Below are 25,123 nucleotides of genomic sequence, written 5' to 3' on the forward strand. Positions count from 1 at the left end.
GGCCAAGCCGTCGCAATGCGGACCGGAGTGATTACATGCGCGCAAAGCGCCTTGCCCTGCTAGCCCTTGTTTCGCCGTCGGTGCTCATCTCTGCGCCGGCTCTGGCCGCAGCGCCACTCGCGCCGCACCGTGCCGTTTACGACCTCGTGCTCGACGAAGCGTCCGACCGTTCTGGCATAACCGGTCTATCCGGCCGCATGGTCTACGAGTTCAACGGCTCTGCCTGCGAGGGCTATACTGTCAAGTTCCGCTTCGTCACGCAGATCGACACCAGCGAGAACTCGCGCCTGACGGATCAGCAGACGACGACCTTCGAGGCTGCCGACGGCAAGACCTTCTCCTTCGTGACAAAATCCTTCACCGATCAGACGCTGGAGCGCGAGCTCAAGGGCACGGCGCGGCGCGAAGCGGACGGTTTGAAGGTCGAAATAGAGAAGCCGGAACCGAACAGCGTCAAACTGGAAGGCACCCAGTTTCCGACGCAGCACCTCGTCGAATTGATCGGCAAGGCCAACACCGGTGAGAATTTTTACGAAACCAGCATCTTCGACGGTTCCGAAGATGGTGACGAAGTGATGACCACCACTGTCGTGGTTGGCAAGAAGGAACCGGTGGAGAAAAGCGATCCGGAAGCCCCGGCGCTCGCCGGGTTCGCCAAGGAAAAATTCTGGCCGGTCGACATTGCCTATTTCGACGAGGCGACCGAGGGCGGCGAGGAAGTGCCGGAGTATCGCATCAGCTTCAAGCTGCACGAAAACGGTCTGACGCGCGATCTGGTGATGGACTACAACGACTTCTCAATGACCGGCAAGCTGGTCAATTTGACGTTGTTCGACCCGGCCCCGCAGAACTGCAACCAGTAGCGGGTCTTTCTCTGCATGGCCGTCTATGTCGATGAGGCGATCTGGCGCTTTGCGGGCCGACGCTGGTGCCATCTGATGGCCGACGATATGGCTGAACTCCACGCTTTCGCTGCAAAACTCGGCCTTCATCGATCATCCTATCAGGGCCCGCCCAAGACCGCCGCGCCGCACTATGACATCACCGCCTTCGAACGCGACCGCGCTGTCAGGCTCGGCGCAGTCGCCTGCAGCCGTAGTGAGATCGTTGCCGTCTGCCGGCGAGTGCGTGTGAAGAATGGCAAGGCTTCCATCGCTGTTCCGGCCGCGAGCGCATTTCCAGCGATCATAAACCAATCCCAGAAATTTCTTGAACATCGTTCAAATTTGACTTGAGCCCGCCTCAATTCCCCGACAGCATGCATTTGCGCAGGCATGAACACGCGGGGAGGCAGATTTGAGCAGGCTCGATACTTTCGTGGCGCCGGTGCCCAGCGTGCCGCTGATCAAGGCGATGACGGTGGTGAACCGCGTCCTGATGCTGCGGGGCGTTTTCGGTTTCCGCGACATTCCTCCGTTCAACAGGATCGCGGGCCTGCGTGGTATCGCCAATGTCCGTCACATCGATTTTCCCGAAGGCGACCGCGGGCGGCTTGCCGCTGTGTGCGGGCAGGGGAAGGCGACCTTCATCACGCCCAATCATCCCGAATTTTTCACCGACTGGATGATCGACAAGGAGATCGCCTCGCATGTCTGTCCGCTTGCCGCGTTCTGGGCGACCAATGGCGTCGTCAACGGCCTCGGTAAAGCAGCGCAGAAATTCTGGCTCGCCAACAATCTGATCGCGCAGATTCCGGGCAACAGCCAAGCCGCGCGCGAACATTCGGTCGACTGGGCGCTGAAGGGTCACAGCGTGCTGCTGCATCCGGAAGGCAGCGTCGGGTGGCACGGCGATTTCGTCGCGCCGCTGATGCCCGGGGCCGCCGAGATGGCACTGGAAGCGTTCCAACGCAGCCGCGAAGCAGGGCGCGAACTCGAGGTCTGGATCGCGCCGATCGTCTGGAAACTGGTCTTTACCCGCGACGTGGAGGCAGATCTCATGAAGGAATGCGCCTATGTCGAGCGCAGCCTGAAGATAGAGCCGGCGTCGCGCTCGATCGCACTTCCCGACCGGGTCTACCGCATCTACGAGACTTTACTGTCCCGGGATGAGGGAAAGAACGGCGTGGAGGCGGATGGCGCGCCGTTCGCGGAGCGGCAGGAAGCGTTGCTTTCAGTCATGCACGACCGACTATGCGAACTCCTGCCCGAGGCCGTCCCATCGAACCGTGACGAGACGATGCGGAGCGCGCGGCGCTTCGTTCGTGAAAACAGCTCTGCCGATCCGGAATTGCGCAGGCAGGTGAAGTCGCTGTCGGAAACCGTCACACGTGTCCAGCGCATCGGAGACTTCGCTTTCGCCGACGAGATGGTAACCCAGGAAGGGATCGCCGAGCACATCAAGCGCATCCGCAACGATTGCTGCAAAGGCACGATGCGCGACACGCTGAACCGTTTCTTGCCGCAGCCGGCCGGACCGCGCCGCGCCTATATCCGGGCGCCGGAACCACTCGCAATGCACCAGTTCGAGGGCACGCCGGCCGACGCCATGGCCGAGATCCGCCGCCGCATGCAGGCGGCGCTGGACGAGATCAATGACGGATTGCGCGCGAGCGGAAGTTTGAGATTTTATCCCAATCCGTTCCATCATTCCCGAAGTTCTGGATTGGCGAGGTAGTGGATCCGTTATGATGGCGAAAACAAGTAGCGGGCCGCTCGTAAGAATCGCGGAACTCGAAATCGACCCGTCTCAATTTGACACTTATAAGGCCTTACTCCGGGAGGAGATCGAAGCCTCGGTCAGGATCGAACCAGGGGTGCTGATGCTGTACGCCAGTCGGTCAAGGGAAGCCCGACGAACATCCGAATCCTTGAGGTCTAGGCCGATCAGGGAGCTTATGATGCCCATCTGCAGTCACCTCATTTTCTCAAATACAAGGCGTTGACATCGACCATGGTCAGGTCTCTCCGCATTGTCGATGCGGACCCGATCATCCTGAGCGCGAAGTCTAAGGCGTAGCGATTAAAACCGCTGGCCACCGATTGGCAGGGCCCGGGTTGCATTGCAGCGCTGTTCCCTCTATATGCGCGCTCATTCCACACACGGACTTTGGTGTCTGCCCGGGAGAAATCCGGCTGAAACCTCCGGTGGCGTCAAGGGAACTTTCCCAGAAACGTCAAGTGTCCGTGGAGGCTAACCGGAAAGGACAAAGAATGGCTCTGCCTGATTTCAGCATGCGCCAGCTATTGGAAGCTGGCGTTCACTTCGGCCACCAGACCCACCGCTGGAACCCGAAGATGGCTCCGTACATCTACGGCGCCCGCAACAACATCCACGTTATCGACCTCTCGCAGACGGTGCCTATGCTGCACCAGGCTCTGAAGCAGGTTTCCGACACCGTCGCCAAAGGTGGCCGCGTGCTGTTCGTCGGCACCAAGCGCCAGGCTTCGGACATCATCGCCGATGCGGCCCAGCGTTCGGCCCAGTATTACGTCAATTCGCGCTGGCTCGGCGGCATGCTGACCAACTGGAAGACGATCTCGAATTCGATCCAGCGCCTGCGCAAGCTCGACGAGATCCTGGCCGGTGAAGGCAGCCGCGGTCTCACCAAGAAGGAACTTCTGAACCTTCAGCGTGAGCGCGAGAAGCTCGACAAGGCGCTCGGTGGTATCAAGGACATGGGCTCGACGCCCGACCTGATGTTCGTGGTCGACACCAACAAGGAAGCGATCGCCATCCTCGAGGCCAAGCGTCTCGGCATCCCGGTCGTGGCCATCATCGATTCCAACTGCGACCCGGACAAGATCGACTTCCCGATCCCGGGCAATGACGACGCAGCGCGCGCGATCCAGTTCTATTGCGATCTGATCGCCAAGGCAGCGATCGACGGCATTGCGCGCCAGCAGGGCGCTCTCGGCGTCGATATCGGCGCTGCCGCCGAAGCGCCTGTCGAGCCGACGCTCGACGAGACGCCGGCAGCCGGCGCTCCCGAAGCGTAAATCGACGGGGCCGGACTCCGGCCCTAATTCTTGCGACGCGGATTGCCGCGTCGCCGGCAGGCGCATCATCGAGCACTCGGTGGTGCGCTCGCGCATTTCGATCCAAGAGGCAAAAATGAGCATTACGGCAGCACAGGTCAAACAACTCCGCGACATGACCGGCGCGGGCATGATGGATTGCAAGGCGGCGCTCGCCGAGACCAATGGCGATATGGAAGCGGCCGTCGACTGGCTGCGCGCCAAGGGGATCGCCAAGGCCGACAAGAAGGCCGGCCGCACGGCGGCTGAAGGCCTGGTCGGCGTCGCCGGCGACGCTACTTCGGCCGTCGTGGTCGAGGTCAATTCCGAGACCGACTTCGTCGCGCGCGCCGAATCCTTCCAGGAGATCGTGCGCAATGTCGCGCAGGTGGCGCTGTCTGTCGGCGGCGAGACCGAAGCGGTCGCCAACGCAACGTACCCCGGCACCGACAAGACCGTCGTGCAGGCGATCAAGGATGCCGTCGGCACTATCGGCGAAAACCTGTCGTTCCGCCGCTCGGCGAAGCTGTCGGTCGGCGCAGGCGCCGTTGCGACCTATGTCCATAACGCGGTCGCCGAAAACCTCGGCAAGCTCGGCGTGCTGGTCGCGATCGAGACCGCCGGCAACGCCGATGCGGCCCGCACCTTTGCCCGCCAGGTGGCGATGCATGTCGCGGCCACCAACCCGCTGGCGTTGACCGCAGAGCAGATCGATCCGGCCGCCGTTGCGCGCGAGCGGGCGATCTTCACCGAGCAGGCCCGCGAATCGGGCAAGCCGGAGGCGATCATCGAAAAGATGGTCGAAGGCCGTATGCGGAAGTTCTACGAGGAAGTCGTGCTCCTGAAGCAGTCCTTCGTGCTCAACCCCGACATTACGGTCGAGGCTGCACTGAAGGAAGCCGAGAAGGAAATCGGCGCGCCGGCCAAGATCACCGGCTTCCTCCGGTTTGCGCTCGGCGAAGGCATCGAGCGCGAAGAAAGCGACTTCGCGGCGGAAGTCGCGGCTGCGGTGAAAAAGTAACGCCGCATCAAGCTTTTCATGGCGGTTTATGAGGAGGGCATCGCGTGACAACGCGGTGCCCTTCGTGTATCGCGCGCATGAACACGATACCGACGAGGAAGCGATGACGAAAAAACCCCTGTACCGGCGCGTGCTTCTCAAGGCGTCGGGCGAGGCGCTGATGGGTGATCAGCATTTCGGCATCGACGTTTCAGTCGTCGACCGCATCGCCTCCGACATCGCCGAGGCGAGGGCGCTCGGGGTCGAAGTGGCGGTCGTCATCGGCGGCGGCAACATCTTTCGCGGCGTGGCCGTGGCCTCCAAGGGTGGCGACCGGGTCACCGGCGACCACATGGGTATGCTTGCGACCGTCATCAATTCGCTGGCGCTGCGCACCTCGCTGGTCAAGCTCGGCGTTGACGCGGTGGTCCTTTCGGCAATCGCCATGCCCGAACTCTGCGAGAGCTTTTCGCAGCGCCAGGCGACGGCTTATATGAACCAGGGCAAAGTCGTGATTTTCGCCGGTGGCACCGGCAATCCCTTCTTCACCACGGATTCGGCCGCTGCGCTCCGCGCCGCCGAGATCGGCGCGGATGCGCTGTTCAAGGGAACACAGGTGGATGGCGTCTATTCGGCCGATCCGAAAGTGGATCCTAACGCGGTGCGTTATAGCCGCATTAGCCACGCCGACGTTATCAGCCAGGGCCTGTTGATTATGGACACTGCAGCGATTGCGCTTGCACGCGAAAACAACATCCCGATAATCGTCTATTCGATCCACGAGCAGGGTGGTTTCGGCGAAATCCTAACCGGTGGCGGTCACTGCACGATCGTCGCCGACACCTGAAGACCAAATTGGCTCGACGTAGGGGCCAAGGAGAGTGAAAATGACCAGCGGGGCAGACTTCAACGACATTCATCGGCGCATGGATGGAGCGATCAACGCGTTCAAGCACGATCTGGCTTCTCTGAGGACCGGCCGCGCGTCCAGCAACCTGCTCGATCCGGTCATGGTCCAGGCCTATGGCTCGGCCATGCCGATCACGCAGGTCGCGACCGTTTCGGTGCCGGAGCCGCGCATGATTTCGGTTTCCGTCTGGGACAAGTCTATGGTCGGCGCGGTCGACCGCGCCATTCGCGAAGCCAATCTCGGCTTCAACCCGATCATGGACGGCACGACGCTGCGCATTCCGCTGCCGGAACTCAACGAACAGCGCCGCAAGGAACTGGTCAAGATCGCCCACACCTATGCCGAGAACGCGCGCATCGCCGCCCGGCACGTTCGCCGCGACGGCATGGATCACCTTAAAAAGGCTGAAAAGGATGGCGATATCAGCGAGGACGATCACCGCAAGCAGGCTGACCGGATTCAGAAGCTGACCGACGAGACGATCAGCTCGATCGACAGCCTGCTGGCGGCGAAAGAAGCCGAGATCATGCACGTCTGATGCTCGGCAATGCCGCGGCCGAAAGCGAAGAAATGACAACGCCCGCGCATGTCGCGATCATCATGGATGGAAACGGCCGCTGGGCGAAGGCCCGCGGGCTTCCACGCCTTGCCGGGCATCGCGCCGGCGTCGAAGCGTTGCGCCAGGCAGTGCGGGCAGCTGGCGAGTTCGGCGTCTCCTGGCTCACCGTCTACGCCTTCTCTTCGGAAAACTGGTCGCGGCCGAAATCCGAGGTCAGCGACCTGATGGGGCTCCTGAAGCTGTTTATCCGGCGTGATCTCGCCGAACTGCACCAGAACGGCGTTCGCGTAAAAATCATCGGCGATCGCGCCGGGCTGCAGGGCGATATCAAGGCGCTGCTCGAAGAGGCCGAGGCGCTGACCGCCGGCAACGATGCGCTGAAACTCGTCATCGCCTTCAATTACGGTGGCCGCGACGAGATCGCCCGCGCCGCGCAAAAGCTCGCCGCCGCCGCCGCTTCAGGAAAAATCGCTCCTGGCGACATTACCGTGGAAGCCGTCGCCGAGGCGCTCGACACGCGCGACATTCCGGATCCTGACCTCGTCATCCGCACCAGCGGCGAAATGCGGCTTTCGAATTTCCTGCTCTGGCAGGCGGCCTATAGTGAACTCGTATTTCTGCCATGCTACTGGCCCGACTTCACCCGTGAGCATTTCGCCGAATCGCTTAGCCAGTTCGCGGCGCGCGAACGGCGTTTCGGCGGCCCGTCGGCCCGAGATGTGGCGCTATGAGCAATCTGCAGCTTCGCGTCCTCTCGGCTGCCGTGCTGGCGATCGTCGTACTGGGGCTGACCTGGCTCGGCGGGCTGCCGTTCCGGTTGTTGGCGGTGCTGATCGGCGCCGCCATCTTCTACGAATGGTGCGCCATGTCCCGCACTGTCGCCAATGCTTCCTACCAGGTGCTGACGGCACTGATCCTGGCTGCGGTGCTGCTGTCGCTCATAGCGGGCTTGCCGGCTGCGACGGTGCTGCTCGTTTTGGCCGGCGCCCTGGTGGCTTCGATCGTGATGGGGCTCATCCGCGGGCAGGGTTCGTGGCCGACGATCGGGCTTGCCTATGCCGGATTCTCCGCTGTTTCGCTGATTTTCCTGCGCAGCGGCGACAATGCCGGGCTCGTGGCCATCCTGTTTCTGTTCGCCACGGTCTGGACAACCGACATACTCGCCTACTTCGTTGGGCGCGCCATCGGCGGCCCAAAACTCGCGCCGGCGATCTCGCCCGGTAAGACATGGAGCGGCGCGATTGGCGGCGCTGTCGGCGGGCTTGCCGCGGGGCTCATCGCCGCAGCTCTTGCGGGCGCCGCCAATCTTCCCGTCCTTGGCATAGTAGCGCTGCTGCTCTCGATCGTGTCCCAGATCGGCGATCTGTTCGAATCCTGGGTCAAGCGGCGCTGCGGCGTGAAGGATTCAGGCGCCATCATTCCCGGCCATGGTGGCGTCATGGATCGCGTCGACGGGCTTGTCGCGGCGGCGTTTGCTCTATACGTCATCGGCTGGATGGCGGGCGGCGCCGATCATCCGGCGCATGGATTGTTTCCGCTCTGAGCGGAAGACCACCCGGCTTCTGGTGTGTCTGCGCCACGGATTCGCCGGGATTGAGGTCACAGTCCGCGGCGCGATCGTCGCAATGGCGGTTTTGATCGAGGGCACGATTTGAACGAGTTGTTTTCAACGCTGTTTGGCTTAGACAGCCTGCTTGTCGGCACTATCTTGCCGTTCCTGTTCGTGTTGACGGTCGTCGTGTTCGTGCATGAGATGGGCCACTATCTTGTCGGCCGCTGGTGCGGCATCGGCGTCAAGGCCTTTTCTATCGGCTTCGGACCCGAGATCTTCGGCTTCAACGATCGCCGCGGCACGCGCTGGAAGCTTTCGGCCATACCGCTCGGCGGCTATGTCAAATTCGTCGGCGACATGAACGTCACCAGCACGCCTGATGCCGAGGAAGCCGAGAAGTTGACGCCGGCCGAGCGCCAAGTGGCGTTCCACACCCAGCCGGTCTGGAAACGTGCGGCGACGGTCGTCGCGGGACCGCTGTTCAATTTTCTGCTGACGATCGCGGTGCTTGCGACGTTTTTTTCAACCTATGGCCGCGTCGTCTCGGAACCGACAATCGCGGAAGTTCAGGCCGGCAGCCCCGCCGAAGTAGCCGGCTTCTTGCCCGGCGACCGTTTCGTCAGTGTCAACGGCAGTCCGGTACGGACTTTCGCCGACGTCCAGTACCATGTCTCCGGCCGCGCCGGCGATCCGCTCGACTTTGTGCTGCTGCGCGACGGCAAAGAGATCGAACTGACGGCGACACCCAAAGTCACCGAACAGAAGGACGCCGCCGGCAACACCTTCCGCATCGGTGTCATTGGAGTGGTCAACACCAAGGAAGTCGGCCAGTTCCGCGTCATCGAATACAGCGTGCCCGGCGCGGTGGCGGAGGCCGTGAGTGAGACAGGCCGCATCATCATGCGAACCGGCCAGTTCCTGAAGCGCTTCGCGGTCGGGCGCGAGGACAAATGCCAGCTCGGCGGTCCGATCAAGATAGCCGACATGGCCGGCAAGGCGGCCAAGCTCGGCTTCGAGCGGCTGGTCGAACTGATTGCGCTGCTCTCCGTTGGCATTGGATTTTTGAACCTTCTGCCGATTCCCCCACTGGATGGGGGCCATCTGGTTTTCTACGGCATAGAGGCCGTCATCAGGCGTCCTGTGTCGGAGCGCATGATGGAGGCGGTGTACCGAACGGGGATGATTCTTGTTCTAGCCTTCATGGCGTTCGTTTTCTGGAACGACCTGTTTGGGTGCTGAAAACATGAAGAAATTTGGGCTGGCGACTGCTGTCGTTACGACGGCGTTTACCATCGCGGGGAATATGCGTGACGCGAAAGCCACGCGGAATGGCGAAGTAAACGCAAATTAACCAGAAGCCTTGCGTGTAGGGAAAATCCGGTTAATACGGTATGGGAAATTTACCGCACGTCCGGTTTTCTCGCCGTGGGGACTTCGAGAAAAGGTTTTAAAGCCCGATGAAGGCAGTTACGAAGTTTTTGAGCGCCGCTTCCGCGGTGGCTGTGTCTGCTGCTCTGGCAGTTCCGGGCGCAGCCGTTTTGCAGTTTGCATCAGTTTCAATGGCCGAGGCGGCGGTTGTCAGCAGCATTGATGTGCGTGGTAATCAGCGGGTCGACGCTGAAACCATCCGCAACTACCTCTCCATTAGCCCCGGCAGGTCGTTTTCCAACGCCGACATTGACGAGGCTGTGAAGCGCCTGTTCGGCACCGGTCTGTTCTCTGATGTCCGCATCACCCAGGTCGGCTCGACGCTGGTGGTGCAGGTTTCGGAATATCAGGTCGTCAATCAGGTCCTTTTCCAAGGCAACAAGAAGATCAAGGACGCACAGCTAGCCGGCACCGTCCAGTTGAAGCCGCGCGGCACGTTTTCGCCCGCCTCGCTGGAAACCGATGCGGAAGCGATCCGCGCGGCCTACCAGCGCATTGGCCGCAACGACGCCACTGTCACCCCGAAAACGATTGATCTGGGGGACAACCGCGTCAACGTCGTGTTCGAGATCAACGAAGGCGACCGAACCAAGATCGCCTCGATCAATTTCACCGGCAACAACGCTTTCAGCGATCGACGGCTCTCCGACGTGATCGCCACCAAGCGCTCGACCATTCTGTCATTCCTGCTGCGGGACGACATCTATGACGAGGAGCGCCTGCGCGCGGACGAGGAAGCGCTGCGCCGCTTCTACTACAACCGCGGCTATGCCGATTTCCAGGTCGTCTCGGCGTTCGGTGAGCTCAACGAGGCAACCAACGAATACACGGTCTCGATCACGGTCGACGAAGGCGAGCGTTACACCTTCGGTGATGTGAGCGTCGAGAGTACGATTGCGGGCGTCGATGGCGAATCTCTGCGTTCGCTGGTCGAAACCAGCCCCGGTGCGGTCTACAGCGCCAAGAATGTCGAAGACTCCATCATTGCCCTTACCGAGCATGTCGCCGGTCTCGGCTACGCTTTCGCGCAGGTCACGCCGCGCGGCGACCGCAATTTCGAAAACCGCACCATTTCGGTTGTCTATACGGTCGATCAGGGCCCGAGAACGTATGTCGAGCGCATCGAGATCCGTGGCAACACGCGCACGCGTGACTATGTCATTCGCCGCGAGTTCGACGTCAGCGAAGGCGACGCGTTCAATCAGGTGCTGATCCAGCGCGCGAAGAGACGGCTCGAAGCCCTTAATTACTTTGAGCGCGTCGAGATCGCCACCGCTCCCGGCTCGGAGCCGGACCAGGTGGTGCTCGTCGTTGATGTTGTGGAGAAGTCGACCGGCGAATTCTCGATCGGCGCGGGCTACACGACGGGCGGCTCGACCCCCGGACCTTCGATCGAAGGTGCGATCACCGAGCGTAATTTCCTCGGCCGTGGCCAGTTCATCCGGCTTTCGGCCGGCGGTGGCAAGGATTCGCGCGACTTCATGCTGTCTTTCACCGAGCCCTACTTCCTCGGACGACGCATCGCGGCAGGCTTCGATGTCTTCCGCCAGACCCGCCGCTACAACGACTACGAGAGCGAACTGACCGGCGCGACCGTACGCTTCGGCCTTCCGATCACCGAGAACATCAGCACGCAGCTGGCTTATAATTTCACACAGGAAGAGTACGAGTTCCGTGAAGGCTGCGACGATCCAGACGTTCCCGGCACGCCGGACCCGGATTGCGGCGTATCGGAAGCCATTATCGACGGAGTCGAGAACAGCCCGTGGAACAAATCGTCCGTTTCGGGTGGGCTCGTCTACAACACCATCGACGACATGAAGAACCCGCATTCGGGCATATACGCAAACTTCACGACTGAAGTCGCCGGGCTTGGCGGCGATGCGGAGTACGTGAAGCTGACAGGACGTGGCAGCTACTATCACACGCTTTCGGAAGAAATGGATATCGTCGGCCTGGTCAGTGTCGGCGGCGGCCATATCGCCGGCTTCGGCTCGGAAAGCAATCTGCGCATCTTTGATCACTTCAAGAGCAATGACCGGATGATCCGCGGCTTCGAATTCGACGGCATCGGCCCGTACGATGATGCCTCTGATGACAAAGATCATCTCGGCGGTACGACTTACTTCAATGCGTCCGTCGAGGCGCAGTTCCCGGTTCCAGTCGTTCCGGAAAGCTTCGGCCTGCGTGGCGCGGTTTTCGCGGACGCAGCGACGCTCTATGGCAACGACATCGATACGGCCGGTACTACGATCGATCTCGTCGGCACCGGCATGGAGTGGCGCGCTTCGGTGGGCGCCGGCCTGATCTGGGCTTCGCCCTTCGGTCCGCTGCGCATCGACTACGCGGTTCCGGTCGTTAAGGAAGAGAACGACGAGGAACAGAACTTCAACTTCGGCATTTCGACCCGCTTCTGATTGGTTGAAAGATGCTTCCGGGCCTGAATGGCCCGGAAGAAAAGGCTTGCATGTCAGACCCGGTCTTCTTCGTGCCGTCACGACGCTATTCGGCGGGCGAGATCGCAAGCCTTACCGGCGCCGAACTTGCAGATAGCGCACATTCCGCAACTGCCATCTCGACCATCGCGTCGGCTGCCACTGGCGGGGAGGGTGCGCTTGTTTTCGTCGAAGGCAAGCGCAATGCCGGGCTGCTCGACAAGCTGAACGCGGCGGCGGTTCTGGTCACTCCCGATATAGCCGGCCGCGCGCCTTCCGGCATCGCCGTACTGGTCACGCCGACGCCGCAGCGCGCATTCGCCATGGTCGGTCGGCTGCTTTTTCCCGATGCCGCGACACCCGGCGCAATCACCGGTGAGACCGGCATTTCGCCCGCGGCCCATATCGACCCGACGGCGCATCTCGAGGCCGGCGTCGTCGTGGAAGCCGGCGCGGTGATCGGGGCAGGGGTCTCGATCGGAGCCGGCACGATCATCGCGCCGAATGTCGTTATTGGCCGCAATTCGCAGATCGGCCGCAACGCCTATGTCGGGCCCAACGCCACCATCCAGTACGCGCTGATCGGCAACCACGTCATCATCCATGCCGGCGCAAAGATCGGCCAGGACGGCTTCGGCTTCGTCGCCGGCCGCGGAGGGCCCGAGCGCATTCCGCAGATCGGCCGCGTGGTCATCCAGGACAATGTCGAGGTCGGAGCAAACTCCACCATCGACCGCGGGGCAATGGCCGATACCGTCATCGGCGAGAACACCAAGATCGACAATCTGGTCCAGATCGCCCACAACGTTCGCATTGGCCGTGGCTGCATCATTGCCGGTCTCACCGGCATTTCCGGCTCCGTCACCATTGGAGACAACGTCCTGATGGGCGGCGGCGTGGGACTGGCCGACCATGTGGTGATCGGCGACAGAGCGCAGCTTGCGGCGCGAAGCGGGTTCATGCACGACGTGCCGGCCGGCGAAGTCTGGGCGGGTTATCCGGCGAAGCCGATGAAAGAAGCCATGCGCGAATTTGCGATGATCCGCAGGCTGGCGCAGACCAGGCCGAAAAAGGGTGATGATAATGGCTGATACGCCGCCAGCGACGCTCGATATCGTTGACATTCTGGGCCTGATGAAACTCCTGCCGCATCGCTACCCGTTCCTGCTTGTCGACAAAATCATCGAAATCGATGAAGACAATTCAGCGATCGGCATCAAGAACGTCACCATCAACGAGCCGCATTTCCAGGGCCATTTCCCTGAGCAGCCGGTCATGCCCGGCGTTCTTATCGTCGAAGCGATGGCGCAGACGGCCGGCGCCATCTGCATCCGCAGCCAGAAGACCGACAAGCCGTCGCTGGTTTATTTCATGACCATCGACAATGCCAAATTCCGCCGTCCGGTCGTGCCGGGTGACCGCCTTGAAATTCACGTAAAAAAGCTGAAGAAGCGCGGCAATATCTGGCGCTTTGCCTGCGAGGCGATGGTAGACGGGGCGAAAGCCGCGGAAGCCGAGATCTCGGCGATGATGTCGCCGCCGACGGCCTGACCCGGAAAGACTTGATGCAGACTGACCCTTTCATCCATCCCTCGGCTGTGGTCGAGCCGGTCGCCAAGATAGGCGCAGGCGTCTCGATTGGGCCGCTTTGCCACGTTGGCGCGGATGCCACGATCGGCGCGGGCACGCGCCTCGTCAGCCATGTCACGGTCATCGGCGCAACAACGATCGGCGAAAACTGCGTCGTCTACCCGCAAGCTGTGCTCGGCGGTCCGCCGCAGAATACCGGCCACAAGGGCGGCCGCACCACGCTGACCATCGGCGACAATTGCACCATTCGCGAATTCGTCACCATGCACACCGGAACCGACAATGCCCGCGGCGCGACCATTGTCGGAAACAACGGCAATTTCCTCGCCTATTCGCATGTCGCGCATGACTGCATCGTCGGCGACAACGTCACCTTGACCAACGGTGCGACGCTAGGCGGCCATTGCGAGATCGGCGACAATGTCGCGATCGGCGGTCTGAGCGCGGTTCACCAGTTCGTCCGCATCGGCCACAACGCCTTTCTGGCCGGCGGCTCCATGCTGGTCGGCGACCTGATCCCCTACGCCATAGCCATGGGTAATCGCGCCAAACTGCGCGGATTGAACGTCGTCGGCCTCAAGCGCTCCGGTATGCCGCGAACGGAAATTCAGGCGCTGCGGCGCGCCTACCGCACCATCTTCGACCCGGCCCGCCCAGTTGCCGAAAATATCGAGATCGCCCGCGCCGAATTCGCCGGTTTCCCCGCTGCGATGAAGATCGTCGACTTCATCAGCGCGCGCGGCAAGCGCCATTACGCCGTGCCGCCGCTGAAAGCCGGCGCCGATGACGCCGACGATGACGAGAGCTGACGCGGAACCACGCAACAAGCTTGCCGCCGGCGACAGGGTCGCTGTGGTCGCCGGGAGCGGCAGGCTGCCCGTCACCATCGCCAAGAGCCTGGCCGAGGCCGGCCATTCGCCCTTCGTCGTGATGCTCGCCGGTGAGGCGGGCGACGATCTCGCTTTGGCCTCCTTCGAACATGAATGGCTGGCGCTGGAAGAGATCGGCGCTCTACTGCCGCTCCTGAAACATCGCAAGATCACCCACGTCGTGCTGGCGGGTGGGGTAAGCCGCCGTCCGCACTGGAGGCAAATCCGGCCGACCCTTGCCTTGCTGCGTATCCTGCCAAGAATCCTGATGGCGCTGGCGCGCGGCGACGACGGCTTGCTCAGGGTCATCATCGGTCAGATCGAAGCCGAAGGCTTCAAGGTGATCGGCGCACACGAAGTCGTTCCGGACCTGCTTGCGCCGGAAGGGCTGATGACCCGCGCCAGGCCGATGAAAGGCGACGCGGCCGACCTTGACGCTGCACTCGCCGCCGCTCGCGCCATCGGTGCACTCGACATCGGCCAGGCGGCGGTGGCGATCGGCGGCCGGGTGGTGGCGCTGGAGGGCGTGGAGGGAACCGACGGGCTGCTCGAGCGGGTGAAGGAACTGCGCCATCACGGCCGCATCGGCGGCAGGAAACGCGGCGTTCTCGTCAAATGCGCCAAGCCCGGCCAGGAATTGCGCGCCGACCTTCCGGGCATCGGCCCGGCAACCGTTGATGCCGCCCATGCTGCAGGCCTTGCCGGCATAGGCGTCGAGGCAGGTCATTCGCTGGTGCTGGATTTCGGTGAGACGGTCAAGCGCGCCGACGCACTCGGCCTGTTCGTGGTTGGCCTGCCGGCAGGCGGCAAGCCATGAGCGACACCCGCCCGCTCAAGATCGCCATTATCGCCGGTGAGGAATCCGGCGACCTCTTGGGCGCCGACATCGTGCGCGCCCTGCAACGTCTCACCGGTCGCGAGATCCGGCTTGTCGGGACCGGCGGCCGCCATCTTCAGGAACTGGGGCTTTCGCCGTTGTTCGACGCGAGCGAGATCGCGCTGATGGGCATCAGCGCCATCCTGCGCGATCTCCCGCGGCTGATCCGCCGCATCGGTGAGACCGCGCGGGCCGTTGTAGCCGAGAAGCCGGATTGCCTGATCACCATCGACAGTCCCGATTTCACGCTACGCGTCGCCAAAAAAGTGCGGGCGCGGGATTCCTCGATTCCGATCGTGCATTATGTCTGCCCAAGCGTCTGGGCCTGGCGGCCGGGCAGGGCGCCGGCAATGCGGCCGCATGTCGATCACGTGCTCTGCCTTCTGCCTTTCGAGGCGGCCGAACTGCAGCGTCTCGGCGGCCCGCCCGGAACCTATGTGGGCCACCGCCTGACCCAGGACGAGGGAGTGACGCTGGCTAGTTCTATGCAGGCTGCTCCGCGCGACCTGTCCGAGGCCCGCGAAAAGACGCTGCTCCTGCTGCCCGGCTCGCGCAGGGGCGAAGTCAGAAGCCTTATAGAGGTGTTTGGCGAAACGGTTTCGGTGCTGCGATCGCGTGGCCATCGCCTACGCCTACTCCTGCCAACGGTGCCACATGTCGCCGATACCGTCAAAGCCGCGGTCTCCGGTTGGGCCGTGAAGCCCGAGATCATTCTCGACCAGGCGCGCAAATGGCAGGCATTCGGCGAAGCCGACGCAGCGCTGATAGCGTCTGGAACCGTCTCGCTGGAACTAGCGCTGGCCGGCGTCCCCTCGGTATCGAGCTATAGACTCGACCCGGTCGCGCGGCTCATCCAGGGGCTGGTCTCCGTCTGGTCCGCGCTCCTGCCCAATTTGATCGCTGACCAGCCGATCGTTCCGGAATTCTACAACCAGTATGTCAGGCCCGAAAACCTTGCCCGCCACATCGAAGCGCTGTGGGCCGACACTGCGTTCAGGACGTGGCAGAAGGACGGCTTCGCCGAAGTCGCGGGGCGCATGCGCACTGACCGGCCGTCTGGTGAGATCGCGGCGCAAATCGTGCTCGACCATATAGCCAAACATTAGGCAAGCAGTAGAATCGCGGCTACTTTTCCAGCCGCGCCAGCAGCGAGGACGTATCCCATCGCCTGCCGCCCATCGCTTGCACATCCTTGTAGAACTGGTCCACAAGCGCTGTGACCGGCAGCTTCGCGCCCTTGCGGTCCGCTTCGGCGAGGCAAATGCCGAGATCCTTGCGCATCCAGTCGACCGCAAAGCCAAAATCGTATTTGCCGGCGTTCATCGTCTTGTGGCGGTTTTCCATCTGCCAGGAACCGGCGGCGCCCTTGGAGATCACCTCGATAACCTTTTCGATGTCGAGTCCGGCTTTCTTGCCGAAATGAATGCCCTCAGCCAGACCCTGCACAAGGCCGGCGATGCAGATCTGGTTGATCATCTTTGTAAGCTGGCCGGAGCCGGCCGGTCCCATCAGACCGACCATCTTCGCGTAGGAGTCGATCACCGGCTTCGCCCTGTCGAACGTCTCCTGCTCGCCGCCGACCATCACGGTAAGCACGCCGTTCTCCGCGCCGGCCTGGCCGCCCGAAACGGGCGCGTCGAGGAAGCCGAAGCCGCCGGCCGCCGCCTTTTCCGCGAGTTCCCGAGCGGCTTGGGCCGATGCGGTGGTGTTGTCGATGAAGATAGCGCCCTTTTTCATCGCCTGGAACGCGCCGTCGGGGCCGATGGTCACCTGCCGAAGGTCGTCGTCGTTACCGACGCAGGAGAACACGAAATCCTTGCCCGCTGCAGCCTCTTGCGGCGTACGCGCCGCCGCGCCGCCGAATTCCGCCACCCACTTCTCGGCCTTAGCGGCGGTGCGGTTGTAGACGGTCACGTTATGCCCGCCCTTTTTCCTCAGGTGACCCGCCATCGGGTAGCCCATCACGCCAAGTCCGAGAAACGCGACAGATGCCATGGTGCAGTCCTTTCAGTGCGATATTCCGGTTTTTTGATGCGTCGCGGCAGCTATGCTGTTAGCGCACGAGATGCCGCGTAATGCGACGTTCTACCCATTCGACGCCGTGACGCAAAGTCTCGACGAGGACGAGGTAGAAAATGGCGGCCCAGAGATAGGCCTGATAGTCGAAGCTCCGCGAGAACGCCAGGCGCGTCTGACCCATCAGGTCGGGGACCGTGACGAGCGCGACCACAGCGGAGCCCTTGATCATCAGGACGATTTCGTTGCCGTAGGGACGCAGCGCCACAATGAGCGCTTGCGGCAGGATGATCTTGCGCAGTGTCTGCAGCTTGTGGAGGCCGAGCGACGCCGCGCCTTCCCACTGGCCTCTTGGCACGCTTTCGATTGCGCCGCGCAGGATCTCGGCCTGATAGGCCGCGGTGTTGAGCGAGAAGGCAAGGATGGCGCAATACCAGGCATCACGGAACAGCCACCACAGACCTATGGATTCCAGCATAGGGCGCTGCGAGCCGAGCCCGTAGTAGATGAGAAATGTCTGGGCGAGCAGCGGCGTGCCGCGGAAGAAATAGACATAAGCGTAGGCGAGCGCTCCAACAACCTTGTTCCTCGACATCCGTGCAAAGGCGATCGGCACCGACAGAATAGCGCCGAGCACGATCGAGATGGCGACAAGCGCCAGGGTCACGCCTAGGCCCGAGAAATAGGCCGGCGCCCATCTCTTGACCAACTCCGTGTTCCAGGCGCTGACCAGGTAGGTAACCAGCGCAATGCCTGCGACAGTCCACAGGCCGACCAGCGTATAGCCGACTATGCGTTCCCGGGGCCAGCCTTGCGCCGGTGGCGGAGGCGCCGCGATGCTCACGGATTCGGTAGCCATGATTATCGACCGTCCTCATGCTGGCTGACCGCGCGTTCGACGGCTCGGATGCCGAACGACGAAATGATCGCCAGGACGAGATAGATGAAGATAGCAAGGCTGAAAAACAGGAAGGCTTCGCGGGTGACGCGCGCGGCAATGCCGGTCTGTCGGAGAATGTCGGAGAGGCCGATCGCCGAGACCAGCGCGGTGTCCTTGAGCAGGATCAGCCAAAGGTTGGCGAGGCCGGGCAGGGCAATGCGCACCAATTGCGGCAGCACCACCAGCCGCATGGTTTGGCCGCTGGTCAGGCCGATCGAATAGCCGCCCTCATACTGACCGCGCGGAATCGCGCGAAAGGCCGAGAGGAACACCTCGCTGGCGTAGGACGAAAACACCACGCCGAGCGCAACCATGCCTGAAACGAAACTGTTGACTTCGATGGTAGCGTCAGGCTGCACCAGCCGCACGATATTCTGCAGGCCGATCTGGACGCCGTAGTAGACGAGGAAAAGGGTGAGGAGTTCAGGAAGCCCACGGAAGATGGTTGTGTAGATATTGCCCACAAGCCGGAGCGAAGGCTCCGAGGCCTGTTTCGCAAGCGCCACGAAGAAGCCGATAATCAGACCGAGCGGGAGCGTCGCGACGGCAAGCGAAACGGTGATGAATGCACCGTAGGCGATGTCGTCAAGCCAGCCCTCCGACCCCCAGCTGAGCAGCGTCCAATAGCTGGGCATCAGGTCAGTCCGCTCCCTTGATCAACACACTAAAACGATGGGCGGCGGCTATGCCGCCGCCCATCGCGATTGTCTCAGGACTCGCCGCCGTAGACGTCGAAGCTGAAGTATTTGTCGTTGATTTCCTTGTATTTGCCGTTGGCGCGGATGGCGTCGATCGCGGCATTGAACTTGTTGACCAGGTCGGTCTCGCCCTTGCGCACAGCGATGCCCGCACCGGGGCCGTGGATTTCCGGAACCGGTGTGATCGTACCGACGATCTTGCAGCAGGCGCCGTCCGGCGTCTTCAGCCATTCCTCCAGCACCGTGATATCGTCATTAATGGCATCGAGGCGGCCGTTGGCAAGGTCGAGCTGCTCTTCCTGGCTTGTCGGATAGCCCTTGATCGTCGAGTCGGTGTAGGTCTTTTCCGAATAGTTGAAGTGGGTGGTGGAGGTGGCGACGCCGAGCGTCTTGCCGGCGAGGTCTTCCTTGGTCACGCCTTTGATGTCTGTATCCTTCGGCGCGGCGATCGCCGGCGGGGTGTTGTAGTATTTGTTGGTGAAGTCGACCTTCTGCTTGCGCTCGTCGGTGATCGACATAGAGGCGATGATGGCGTCGAACTTGCCGGCCTGCAGCGCCGGGATGATGCCGTCCCAATCCTGGGTGACGAATTCGCACTTCACCTTCATCTCCTCGCAGAGCGCATTGGCGATGTCGATGTCGAAGCCTTCCAGCTTGCCGTCGGCGGTCAGGTTGTTGAAGGGCGGGTAGGCGCCTTCGGTACCAATCTTGAGCGTTCCGCCGGAGGCAGCAGCCGCGGTTGGCTCAGCCGTTGTGGGCGCCGCGGCGGTTTCGGCAGGTGCAGGTTCGGCGGCCGGTTCAGCCGGAGCAGGAGCCGCTGCGGTTTCAGCTGGCGCCGGCTCAGCGGCCGGGGCTGTCGCCGTCTCAGCCGGAGCGGCCGGGGCAGGCTCAGCAGTCGCGGTTTCGGCGGGGGCGGGTGCAGGTTCGGCAGGCGCAGCCGTTTCGGCAGGAGCCGCCGGCGCGGTCTCGGCCGTCTTGGTTTCCTCCTGCGAGCAGGCGGCCAGCATCAGCGCAATTGCTGCTGCGGAGGCCGCGAGCGTCAAGCGTTTCATCGTACGCATTTAATCCCTCATGGTCTTGCGTTCCGGCCCGACGCCGGAGCATCGCTGGCGCGACCTCTGTCGCGCCGATGGCGGGATATTCCCACTGTTTTCAGAAGAAAAGCAATCGCAAACGGGGCCTTACGGCAAACAATTCCCAACCCTGACGGGCATTTGCGGGGAGTTTTTGCGCAAATTCGAGAGGGTTAGCTTCGGGATAATCCCGTCACCGCCTCGACGAAGTCAGCGATGGCTTCGAGGTCGTCGAGGCCGAAAACGGGAACTGCCTCGCCGGAGACTGGATGGTCCGCCGCGATCGCGACGATGTTGGGGTCGGAGGAGGAGAGTGGCGTGGCGTCCTTGGCGTCGCGTCGTCGCATCTCGATCTTCCTGTGCGGCTCGCGCTTATAGCCTTCGACCAGCACGAGGTCGCAAGGCGCCAGCCGGGCGAGGATCGCGTCGAGCGAGGGTTCGGCCTCGCCCCGCAGTTCGTGCATCAGCGCCCAGCGCCTGCCCGAGACGACAGCTACCTCCGTTGCGCCGGCGGCCCGGTGGCGAAAGCTGTCGGCACCTTCCTTGTCGATATCGAAATCGTGGTGCGCGTGCTTGACGGTCGAGATCGTCCAGCCGCGCCGGGTAAGCTCGCCTACCAGTTTCTCAGTCAGGGTGGTTTTGCCGGAGTTCTTCCAGCCGGTAATGCCGAACACACGGCTTTTCACGCAATCATCTCCGCAACAAGTTTCGACCGGTTGGCCGTAGCGGTATGTCGCCGGCGTCCATGCCGGCCTCAAATCTCGCCCGCGACGCGCGCAACATGCATGACATAAAGCGTCGTGAGGCCCGCCGCGGCCAGGGGGATGAACATGACCAGCAGCAGCGGCATCGGGCCGCTCTCGGGCGTCAGCAACGCCCCGGCAAGCACCGAAAGCGCTGCACCGCCGCCGATAGTCAGCGCGCCGCCGAGCCCGGATGCCGAACCGGCCAGGTGCGGTCTGACGCTCACAATGCCAGCATTGGCGTTAGGGAGCGTCATTCCATTGCCGGCGCCGACGAAGAATACCGGCCCGAACAGCGCCAGCGCATGGAGATGGCCGGCCAAAAGCAAAAACATCGCCAACGCCAGCCCGGAACAGGCAATGACATTGCCAGTCAGCATCATGCGGTTCAGTCCGATCGCCCGCGAGTAGCGCCCGGAAAGGAAATTGCCGAGCATGTATCCGACCGAGATGATGCCAAAATACATGCCGTATTGCGAGGGCGACAGCCTCAGCATCTCCGTCGCCACATAGGGGCCGCCGCCGAGAAACGCGAAAAATGCGCCGGAGGCGAATGTCGCCGTCAACGTATAGCCCCAGAACCGGCGCGAGCCGAGCAGTTCGGGGTAGGACCGGAATTGCTGTACAAGGCTCGACGTGCGGTCGTGATTGGTCTCGCCTAGGTCGATCTGGACGACGGCGAACGCAACAAGCCCGAAGGCGAGCGTCAGCACGAAGCCCGACTGCCAGCCGTAGAGTTCATCGAGCAGGCCGCCGATTAGCGGGCCGACCATCGGCACGACGCTCATGCCCATGGTGATGTAGCCGATCTTGCTCGCGGCTTCGGCGGTCTCGACCGTATCTCGCACCACGGCGCGCGCCAGAACCATCCCTGCAGCTGAAAAGCCCTGGAAAATCCTGCAAACAAGCAGTGCTTCTATCGTCGGCGCATAGATCGCGGCCAGTGTGGCGACAAGGAATATCCCGAAGCAGGCGAGCAGGACCGGCCTGCGCCCGAATCGATCCGAGGCGGGACCGATCAGCAACTGGAGCAGGGCGGTTGCGGCGAGGTAGAGCGAGACGGCAAGCTGCACGACTGCGTAGTCGGCGGAAAAGTAGCGCGCCATGCCGGGCAGCGACGGCAGGAACACATTCATCGCCAGAGGGCCGACCGACGCCGCCATGACCAGCGTGGCGATGCCTGGCGGCGTTCTCGTCACGTAAGGCGCGGTCGTCATGGCTACATGCCGTCCGGCGCCATTGCCGGGCTGGTGCTTTGGGCGGCGGGCAATTGCTTGCCCACAACCCGTTCGCGATAGAGCGTGTAGAGGCCCGAGCCGACGATGATGGTTGCACCCGCTATCATCGCCGCGTCGGGAATGTCGCCGAATACAAGGAATCCTAGCAGGATCGCCCATAGCAGCGCGGTGTAGCGGAACGGTGCGACGAAGGAGATGTCGCCTCCGCGCATGGCCATGATGATGAAGTGGTAACCGAAGAGGAGCAGCACTGCGGCGAAGGCAAGCAGCCCGACGGCGCCGGGGCGCATCGGCGCCCAGCCGCCGAGCGGCGCCACCAGGAACGCGCCGCATATGGTCACCACACAGGCGGTGACGGTCGAGATCAGCAGCGTCGGTACGCTCTGGGGAATACGCCTGGTCGCAAGGTCGCGCACTGCGCAGAAGGCGACGCACAAAAGCACAGACAGCGCATAGATGTTGAAGCCTTCGAGACCCGGCCGAACGATGATCATGACACCGGCGAAGCCCGCCGTGATCGCCAGCCAGCGGCGCCAGCCTACGCCTTCGCCGAACACCATAGCCGCGCCCATGGTGACGGCCAGCGGCAGCGCCTGGAGCACGGCCGAGACATTGGCGATCGGCAGATGCGCCAGCGCGATCAGGAAGAAGAAAGTGCCGCCGAGTTCGCCCATCGCCCGCACCGCGACCATGGGATGAAGCGCGAAGCTTGGCTTCTTAAGCACGCCCTGGTGCCATGCCAGTATGCCAATCAGCGCGCTCGCGAACAGCCCTCGCACCAGCATGACCTGCCCCATGTTCATCTCGACCGAGGCGAGTTTGACCAGCGTATCGTTCATCGTAAAGCCGGCCATCGACACCGACATGAATACGGCGCCGCGAAGATTGGGAGAAAGAGGCAAGGTTTTTTCCGATTCCGGGGCTGTCTGCATCCGATGTAGCACCCGGAACCCAAACAGCAAACGCAAAGCGGTGGGCCACGCTGCTCGCGCGGCCCACGTCAAAGTTGCGGACGGATTTTAGCTTCGCGCGTTTTCGCTCAGCCGCCGGTGACGCTCATATGGCGGGAGACGGCCGGCCGCCGGGTATTGCGGTCGATGATGAAGTCATGGCCCTTCGGCTTGCGGCCGATCGCCTCGTCGATGGCGTTGGACAGGAGTTCGTTGCCTTCCGAGGCGCGCAGCGGCGCGCGCAGATCGGCGGCGTCGTCCTGGCCGAGGCACATATAGAGCGTGCCGGTGCAGGTCAGCCGCACACGGTTGCAGCTTTCGCAGAAATTATGCGTCATCGGCGTGATGAAGCCCAGCCGTCCGCCGGTCTCGGCGACCTCGACATATCGCGCCGGGCCGCCTGTCTTGTAGGGAATGTCGGTAAGCGTGAATTGCCGCTCCAGGCCGGCGCGAACCAGCGACAGCGGCAGATACTGGTCGGTGCGGTCCGCGTCGATCTCGCCCATCGGCATCGTTTCGATCACCGTCAGGTCCATGCCGCGGCCATGCGCCCAGCGCATCAGTTGGGGCAGTTCGACGTCGTTGAAGCCCTTCAGGGCCACCGCGTTGATCTTGACCTTCAGCCCGGCGGCCTGTGCGGCGTCGATGCCGGCCATGACGCGGTCGAGATTGCCCCAGCGGGTGATCGCGTGGAACTTCTGCGGGTCGAGCGTGTCGAGCGAGACGTTGATGCGCTTCACGCCGCAATCTGCGAGTTCGGCGGCGAAGCGCGAAAGCTGCGAGCCGTTGGTGGTCAGCGTCAGCTCTTCGAGCGCACCGCTATCGAGATGGCGCGAAATCTGGCGCACCAGATGCATGATGTTCTTGCGCACCAGCGGCTCGCCGCCGGTCAGCCGGAGTTTCTTCACACCCTTCTCGACGAAGACCGTCGTCAGCCGGTCGAGTTCCTCGAGCGAGAGCAGATCCTTCTTCGGCAGGAAGGCCATGTCCTCGGCCATGCAATAGGTGCAGCGGAAGTCGCAGCGGTCGGTAACCGACACGCGCAGATAGCTGATCGTGCGGCCGAAGGGATCGATCATGTTCATGCCAGGCGCTTCCAGTGCAGTCGCGGCGATCGTTATATCTGACTATGTCGTACGATCCGGCGCCGCGATCAAGATATTCCTTCCGGCACTCCGGTAACAATCTCGAATCCGATGCGGCAATGGCCGCTTTGCGCGCCAGGCAAAGCGGCGTAGGAGTGGCCGAAAATGCGTGTGAGGCAAAGATGATGACGGCGCCGAAGGAGTTGCGGGTTTCCAAGGACCGGAAGATGCTGACGGTGACCTTCCCCGATCACCGTCCGTTCGATCTTTCGGCCGAATTCCTGCGCGTCGTTTCGCCGTCGGCCGAAGTGCAGGGCCATTCGCCCGAGCAGCGCGTGACGGTGCCGGGCAAGAAAAACGTTGCGATCATCAAAATCGAGCCGGTCGGGAACTACGCCGTGCGCATCACCTTCGACGACATGCACGATACCGGCATCTTCACCTGGGACTATCTCCACACGCTCGGTCATGAAAGAGATGAACGCTGGCAAGCCTATCTCGACGAGCTTGCGGAAAAGGGGCTGAGCCGCGACTAGCTTTCGCAAAAGCGTCACGTCGGCAGGATAGGCGGGATTGGAGAGTTTGAAATGCAGGTTATCACCACGGTCGAAGAGCTTGAGGCGCTGTACGGCCTGCCCGGCGAGACCTCTCTGGTCAAGGAACTCGACCAAATCATTCCGGAATATGCGGCTTTCATCGAAGCCTCGCCATTCGTGGCGCTCGCGACCAACGGGCCGGAAGGGCAAGACTGCTCGCCGCGCGGAGACCTGCCGGGGTTCGTGCGCATACACGACACGAGAACGCTGATGATGCCCGACCGGCGCGGCAACAACCGGGCCGATTCGCTGAAGAACATCGTTCGCGACGGCAGGGTAGGGCTGCTGTTTCTTGTTCCCGGTTCCGGCACCACCCTGCGGGTCAACGGCCGCGCGCAGATCACGACCGACGCCGCGCTCTGTGCCTCCTTCGCGGTCGAGGGCAAACCTGCGCGCTCGGTCATCGTAATCTCGGTGGAAGCTGTCTATTTCCAGTGCGCTCGCGCCATTCACCGTTCGGAACTCTGGAATCCCGAAACGCACGTAGATTCGAAATCGCTGCCGACGCCGGGAGATATACTGGCGGCGGCGAGCAAAAACAAAATCGATGGGACAGCCTACGACCGTGAATGGCCGGAGCGGGCGAAGCACACGATGTGGTAAACTGA

At 62.4% G+C, this 25,123-nt stretch carries 25 protein-coding genes and 2 pseudogenes; 19 read left to right on the forward strand and 8 right to left on the reverse strand.

All coding sequences use genetic code 11. The features are described 5' to 3' along the window. Positions 1–35: 35 nt before the first annotated feature. The 17 genes and pseudogenes from ABVK50_RS11000 to lpxB all read left to right on the forward strand — a co-directional run bounded on the left by ABVK50_RS11000 (position 36) and on the right by lpxB (position 16,282). Positions 36–863 carry a cell envelope integrity EipB family protein gene (locus tag ABVK50_RS11000; protein ID WP_353641528.1) on the forward strand — a complete coding sequence of 276 codons (828 nt, stop codon included), beginning with the start codon at positions 36–38 and terminating at the stop codon, positions 861–863. A 15-nt stretch (positions 864–878) separates the two neighbouring features. After that, a pseudogene (locus tag ABVK50_RS11005) lies at positions 879–1,148 on the forward strand (DUF4031 domain-containing protein); the annotation flags it as partial. Between the two features lie 148 nt (positions 1,149–1,296). Next, the gene (locus tag ABVK50_RS11010) at positions 1,297–2,616 is read left to right on the forward strand and encodes a hypothetical protein (protein ID WP_353641527.1); all 1,320 of its coding nucleotides are present in this window, start codon (positions 1,297–1,299) and stop codon (positions 2,614–2,616) included. Positions 2,617–2,629: 13 nt separating this feature from the next. Continuing rightward, a pseudogene (locus ABVK50_RS11015) lies at positions 2,630–2,958 on the forward strand (putative quinol monooxygenase). A gap of 194 nt (positions 2,959–3,152) precedes the next feature. Further along, the gene (gene rpsB, locus ABVK50_RS11020; protein WP_353641526.1) at positions 3,153–3,938 is read left to right on the forward strand and encodes a 30S ribosomal protein S2; all 786 of its coding nucleotides are present in this window, start codon (positions 3,153–3,155) and stop codon (positions 3,936–3,938) included. 115 nt (positions 3,939–4,053) lie between these two features. Further along, positions 4,054–4,977 carry a translation elongation factor Ts gene (tsf, locus tag ABVK50_RS11025; RefSeq protein WP_353641525.1) on the forward strand — a complete coding sequence of 308 codons (924 nt, stop codon included), beginning with the start codon at positions 4,054–4,056 and terminating at the stop codon, positions 4,975–4,977. 103 nt (positions 4,978–5,080) lie between these two features. Further along, a complete protein-coding gene (gene pyrH, locus ABVK50_RS11030) occupies positions 5,081–5,803 on the forward strand; it encodes a UMP kinase (RefSeq protein WP_353641524.1) in 723 nt (240 codons plus the stop codon). Positions 5,804–5,843: 40 nt separating this feature from the next. After that, the gene (gene frr, locus ABVK50_RS11035; protein WP_353641523.1) at positions 5,844–6,404 is read left to right on the forward strand and encodes a ribosome recycling factor; all 561 of its coding nucleotides are present in this window, start codon (positions 5,844–5,846) and stop codon (positions 6,402–6,404) included. Continuing rightward, positions 6,404–7,156, forward strand: coding sequence for an isoprenyl transferase (locus ABVK50_RS11040; RefSeq protein ID WP_353647029.1), 753 nt, complete (start codon positions 6,404–6,406; stop codon positions 7,154–7,156). Before frr ends, ABVK50_RS11040 begins: the two co-directional genes overlap by 1 nt. Next, entirely contained in the window at positions 7,153–7,968 is an 816-nt protein-coding gene (locus ABVK50_RS11045) for a phosphatidate cytidylyltransferase (RefSeq protein WP_353641521.1), read from the forward strand. Before ABVK50_RS11040 ends, ABVK50_RS11045 begins: the two co-directional genes overlap by 4 nt. A gap of 108 nt (positions 7,969–8,076) precedes the next feature. Next, complete coding sequence (rseP, locus tag ABVK50_RS11050) at positions 8,077–9,216, forward strand: RIP metalloprotease RseP (RefSeq protein WP_353641520.1); 1,140 nt, start codon at positions 8,077–8,079, stop codon at positions 9,214–9,216. Positions 9,217–9,434: 218 nt separating this feature from the next. After that, positions 9,435–11,822 carry an outer membrane protein assembly factor BamA gene (gene bamA / locus ABVK50_RS11055; RefSeq protein WP_353641519.1) on the forward strand — a complete coding sequence of 796 codons (2,388 nt, stop codon included), beginning with the start codon at positions 9,435–9,437 and terminating at the stop codon, positions 11,820–11,822. Positions 11,823–11,872: 50 nt separating this feature from the next. Beyond that, a complete protein-coding gene (gene lpxD / locus ABVK50_RS11060; RefSeq protein ID WP_353641518.1) occupies positions 11,873–12,931 on the forward strand; it encodes a UDP-3-O-(3-hydroxymyristoyl)glucosamine N-acyltransferase in 1,059 nt (352 codons plus the stop codon). Beyond that, on the forward strand, positions 12,924–13,391 hold the full coding sequence (gene fabZ, locus ABVK50_RS11065; protein WP_353641517.1) for a 3-hydroxyacyl-ACP dehydratase FabZ: 468 nt from the start codon (positions 12,924–12,926) through the stop codon (positions 13,389–13,391). Before lpxD ends, fabZ begins: the two co-directional genes overlap by 8 nt. A 14-nt stretch (positions 13,392–13,405) precedes the next feature. Continuing rightward, positions 13,406–14,239: an acyl-ACP--UDP-N-acetylglucosamine O-acyltransferase gene (lpxA, locus tag ABVK50_RS11070; RefSeq protein WP_353641516.1), complete on the forward strand. Its 834-nt coding sequence runs from the start codon at positions 13,406–13,408 to the stop codon at positions 14,237–14,239. After that, the gene (lpxI, locus tag ABVK50_RS11075) at positions 14,226–15,116 is read left to right on the forward strand and encodes a UDP-2,3-diacylglucosamine diphosphatase LpxI (protein ID WP_353641515.1); all 891 of its coding nucleotides are present in this window, start codon (positions 14,226–14,228) and stop codon (positions 15,114–15,116) included. The genes lpxA and lpxI overlap by 14 nt, the downstream gene beginning before the upstream one ends. Next, the gene (gene lpxB / locus ABVK50_RS11080) at positions 15,113–16,282 is read left to right on the forward strand and encodes a lipid-A-disaccharide synthase (RefSeq protein ID WP_353641514.1); all 1,170 of its coding nucleotides are present in this window, start codon (positions 15,113–15,115) and stop codon (positions 16,280–16,282) included. Before lpxI ends, lpxB begins: the two co-directional genes overlap by 4 nt. A 19-nt stretch (positions 16,283–16,301) precedes the next feature. Here the strand turns inward: lpxB and ABVK50_RS11085 are convergent, their stop codons facing one another. From ABVK50_RS11085 to moaA, 8 genes are all read right to left on the reverse strand, one after another. After that, positions 16,302–17,171, reverse strand: coding sequence for an NAD(P)-dependent oxidoreductase (locus ABVK50_RS11085; protein ID WP_353641513.1), 870 nt, complete (start codon positions 17,169–17,171; stop codon positions 16,302–16,304). Positions 17,172–17,229: 58 nt separating this feature from the next. Continuing rightward, entirely contained in the window at positions 17,230–18,051 is an 822-nt protein-coding gene (locus tag ABVK50_RS11090; RefSeq protein WP_353641512.1) for an ABC transporter permease, read from the reverse strand. Positions 18,052–18,053: 2 nt separating this feature from the next. Beyond that, on the reverse strand, positions 18,054–18,767 hold the full coding sequence (locus ABVK50_RS11095) for an ABC transporter permease (RefSeq protein WP_353641511.1): 714 nt from the start codon (positions 18,765–18,767) through the stop codon (positions 18,054–18,056). Positions 18,768–18,841: 74 nt separating this feature from the next. Further along, entirely contained in the window at positions 18,842–19,537 is a 696-nt protein-coding gene (locus tag ABVK50_RS11100) for an ABC transporter substrate-binding protein (protein WP_353645961.1), read from the reverse strand. A gap of 539 nt (positions 19,538–20,076) precedes the next feature. Beyond that, a complete protein-coding gene (gene mobB, locus ABVK50_RS11105) occupies positions 20,077–20,589 on the reverse strand; it encodes a molybdopterin-guanine dinucleotide biosynthesis protein B (RefSeq protein WP_353641510.1) in 513 nt (170 codons plus the stop codon). 68 nt (positions 20,590–20,657) lie between these two features. Then, positions 20,658–21,863, reverse strand: coding sequence for a multidrug effflux MFS transporter (locus ABVK50_RS11110; RefSeq protein ID WP_353641509.1), 1,206 nt, complete (start codon positions 21,861–21,863; stop codon positions 20,658–20,660). Positions 21,864–21,865: 2 nt separating this feature from the next. Continuing rightward, positions 21,866–22,786 (reverse strand): DMT family transporter, encoded by a 921-nt coding sequence (locus tag ABVK50_RS11115; protein ID WP_353641508.1) that lies wholly within the window; start codon positions 22,784–22,786, stop codon positions 21,866–21,868. 137 nt (positions 22,787–22,923) lie between these two features. Next, the gene (moaA, locus tag ABVK50_RS11120) at positions 22,924–23,919 is read right to left on the reverse strand and encodes a GTP 3',8-cyclase MoaA (protein ID WP_353641507.1); all 996 of its coding nucleotides are present in this window, start codon (positions 23,917–23,919) and stop codon (positions 22,924–22,926) included. A gap of 185 nt (positions 23,920–24,104) precedes the next feature. Between moaA and ABVK50_RS11125 the strand changes: the two genes are divergently transcribed. Together ABVK50_RS11125 and ABVK50_RS11130 are read left to right on the forward strand one after the other, a co-directional pair. Beyond that, entirely contained in the window at positions 24,105–24,455 is a 351-nt protein-coding gene (locus ABVK50_RS11125; RefSeq protein ID WP_353641506.1) for a DUF971 domain-containing protein, read from the forward strand. A gap of 51 nt (positions 24,456–24,506) precedes the next feature. Then, entirely contained in the window at positions 24,507–25,118 is a 612-nt protein-coding gene (locus ABVK50_RS11130) for a pyridoxamine 5'-phosphate oxidase family protein (RefSeq protein ID WP_353641505.1), read from the forward strand. Positions 25,119–25,123 lie beyond the last annotated feature (5 nt).

The organism is Mesorhizobium sp. WSM2240 (assembly GCF_040438645.1).
Taxonomy (GTDB): Bacteria; Pseudomonadota; Alphaproteobacteria; order Rhizobiales; family Rhizobiaceae; genus Allomesorhizobium.

What these genes read in the sequence shown, in the direction of transcription:
- rpsB (WP_353641526.1), top strand. Translation starts at nt 3,153, where the DNA reads ATGGCTCTGCCTGATTTCAGCATGCGCCAGCTATTGGAAGCTGGCGTT.
- lpxI (WP_353641515.1), top strand. Translation starts at nt 14,226, where the DNA reads ATGACGAGAGCTGACGCGGAACCACGCAACAAGCTTGCCGCCGGCGAC.
- ABVK50_RS11095 (WP_353641511.1), bottom strand. Translation starts at nt 18,767, where the DNA reads ATGCCCAGCTATTGGACGCTGCTCAGCTGGGGGTCGGAGGGCTGGCTT.
- frr (WP_353641523.1), top strand. Translation starts at nt 5,844, where the DNA reads ATGACCAGCGGGGCAGACTTCAACGACATTCATCGGCGCATGGATGGA.
- lpxA (WP_353641516.1), top strand. Translation starts at nt 13,406, where the DNA reads ATGCAGACTGACCCTTTCATCCATCCCTCGGCTGTGGTCGAGCCGGTC.
- bamA (WP_353641519.1), top strand. Translation starts at nt 9,435, where the DNA reads ATGAAGGCAGTTACGAAGTTTTTGAGCGCCGCTTCCGCGGTGGCTGTG.
- ABVK50_RS11110 (WP_353641509.1), bottom strand. Translation starts at nt 21,863, where the DNA reads ATGACGACCGCGCCTTACGTGACGAGAACGCCGCCAGGCATCGCCACG.
- ABVK50_RS11045 (WP_353641521.1), top strand. Translation starts at nt 7,153, where the DNA reads ATGAGCAATCTGCAGCTTCGCGTCCTCTCGGCTGCCGTGCTGGCGATC.
- tsf (WP_353641525.1), top strand. Translation starts at nt 4,054, where the DNA reads ATGAGCATTACGGCAGCACAGGTCAAACAACTCCGCGACATGACCGGC.
- fabZ (WP_353641517.1), top strand. Translation starts at nt 12,924, where the DNA reads ATGGCTGATACGCCGCCAGCGACGCTCGATATCGTTGACATTCTGGGC.
- ABVK50_RS11085 (WP_353641513.1), bottom strand. Translation starts at nt 17,171, where the DNA reads ATGGCATCTGTCGCGTTTCTCGGACTTGGCGTGATGGGCTACCCGATG.
- ABVK50_RS11125 (WP_353641506.1), top strand. Translation starts at nt 24,105, where the DNA reads ATGACGGCGCCGAAGGAGTTGCGGGTTTCCAAGGACCGGAAGATGCTG.
- lpxD (WP_353641518.1), top strand. Translation starts at nt 11,873, where the DNA reads ATGTCAGACCCGGTCTTCTTCGTGCCGTCACGACGCTATTCGGCGGGC.
- moaA (WP_353641507.1), bottom strand. Translation starts at nt 23,919, where the DNA reads ATGAACATGATCGATCCCTTCGGCCGCACGATCAGCTATCTGCGCGTG.
- ABVK50_RS11000 (WP_353641528.1), top strand. Translation starts at nt 36, where the DNA reads ATGCGCGCAAAGCGCCTTGCCCTGCTAGCCCTTGTTTCGCCGTCGGTG.
- pyrH (WP_353641524.1), top strand. Translation starts at nt 5,081, where the DNA reads ATGACGAAAAAACCCCTGTACCGGCGCGTGCTTCTCAAGGCGTCGGGC.
- ABVK50_RS11090 (WP_353641512.1), bottom strand. Translation starts at nt 18,051, where the DNA reads ATGGCTACCGAATCCGTGAGCATCGCGGCGCCTCCGCCACCGGCGCAA.
- ABVK50_RS11130 (WP_353641505.1), top strand. Translation starts at nt 24,507, where the DNA reads ATGCAGGTTATCACCACGGTCGAAGAGCTTGAGGCGCTGTACGGCCTG.
- lpxB (WP_353641514.1), top strand. Translation starts at nt 15,113, where the DNA reads ATGAGCGACACCCGCCCGCTCAAGATCGCCATTATCGCCGGTGAGGAA.
- ABVK50_RS11040 (WP_353647029.1), top strand. Translation starts at nt 6,404, where the DNA reads ATGCTCGGCAATGCCGCGGCCGAAAGCGAAGAAATGACAACGCCCGCG.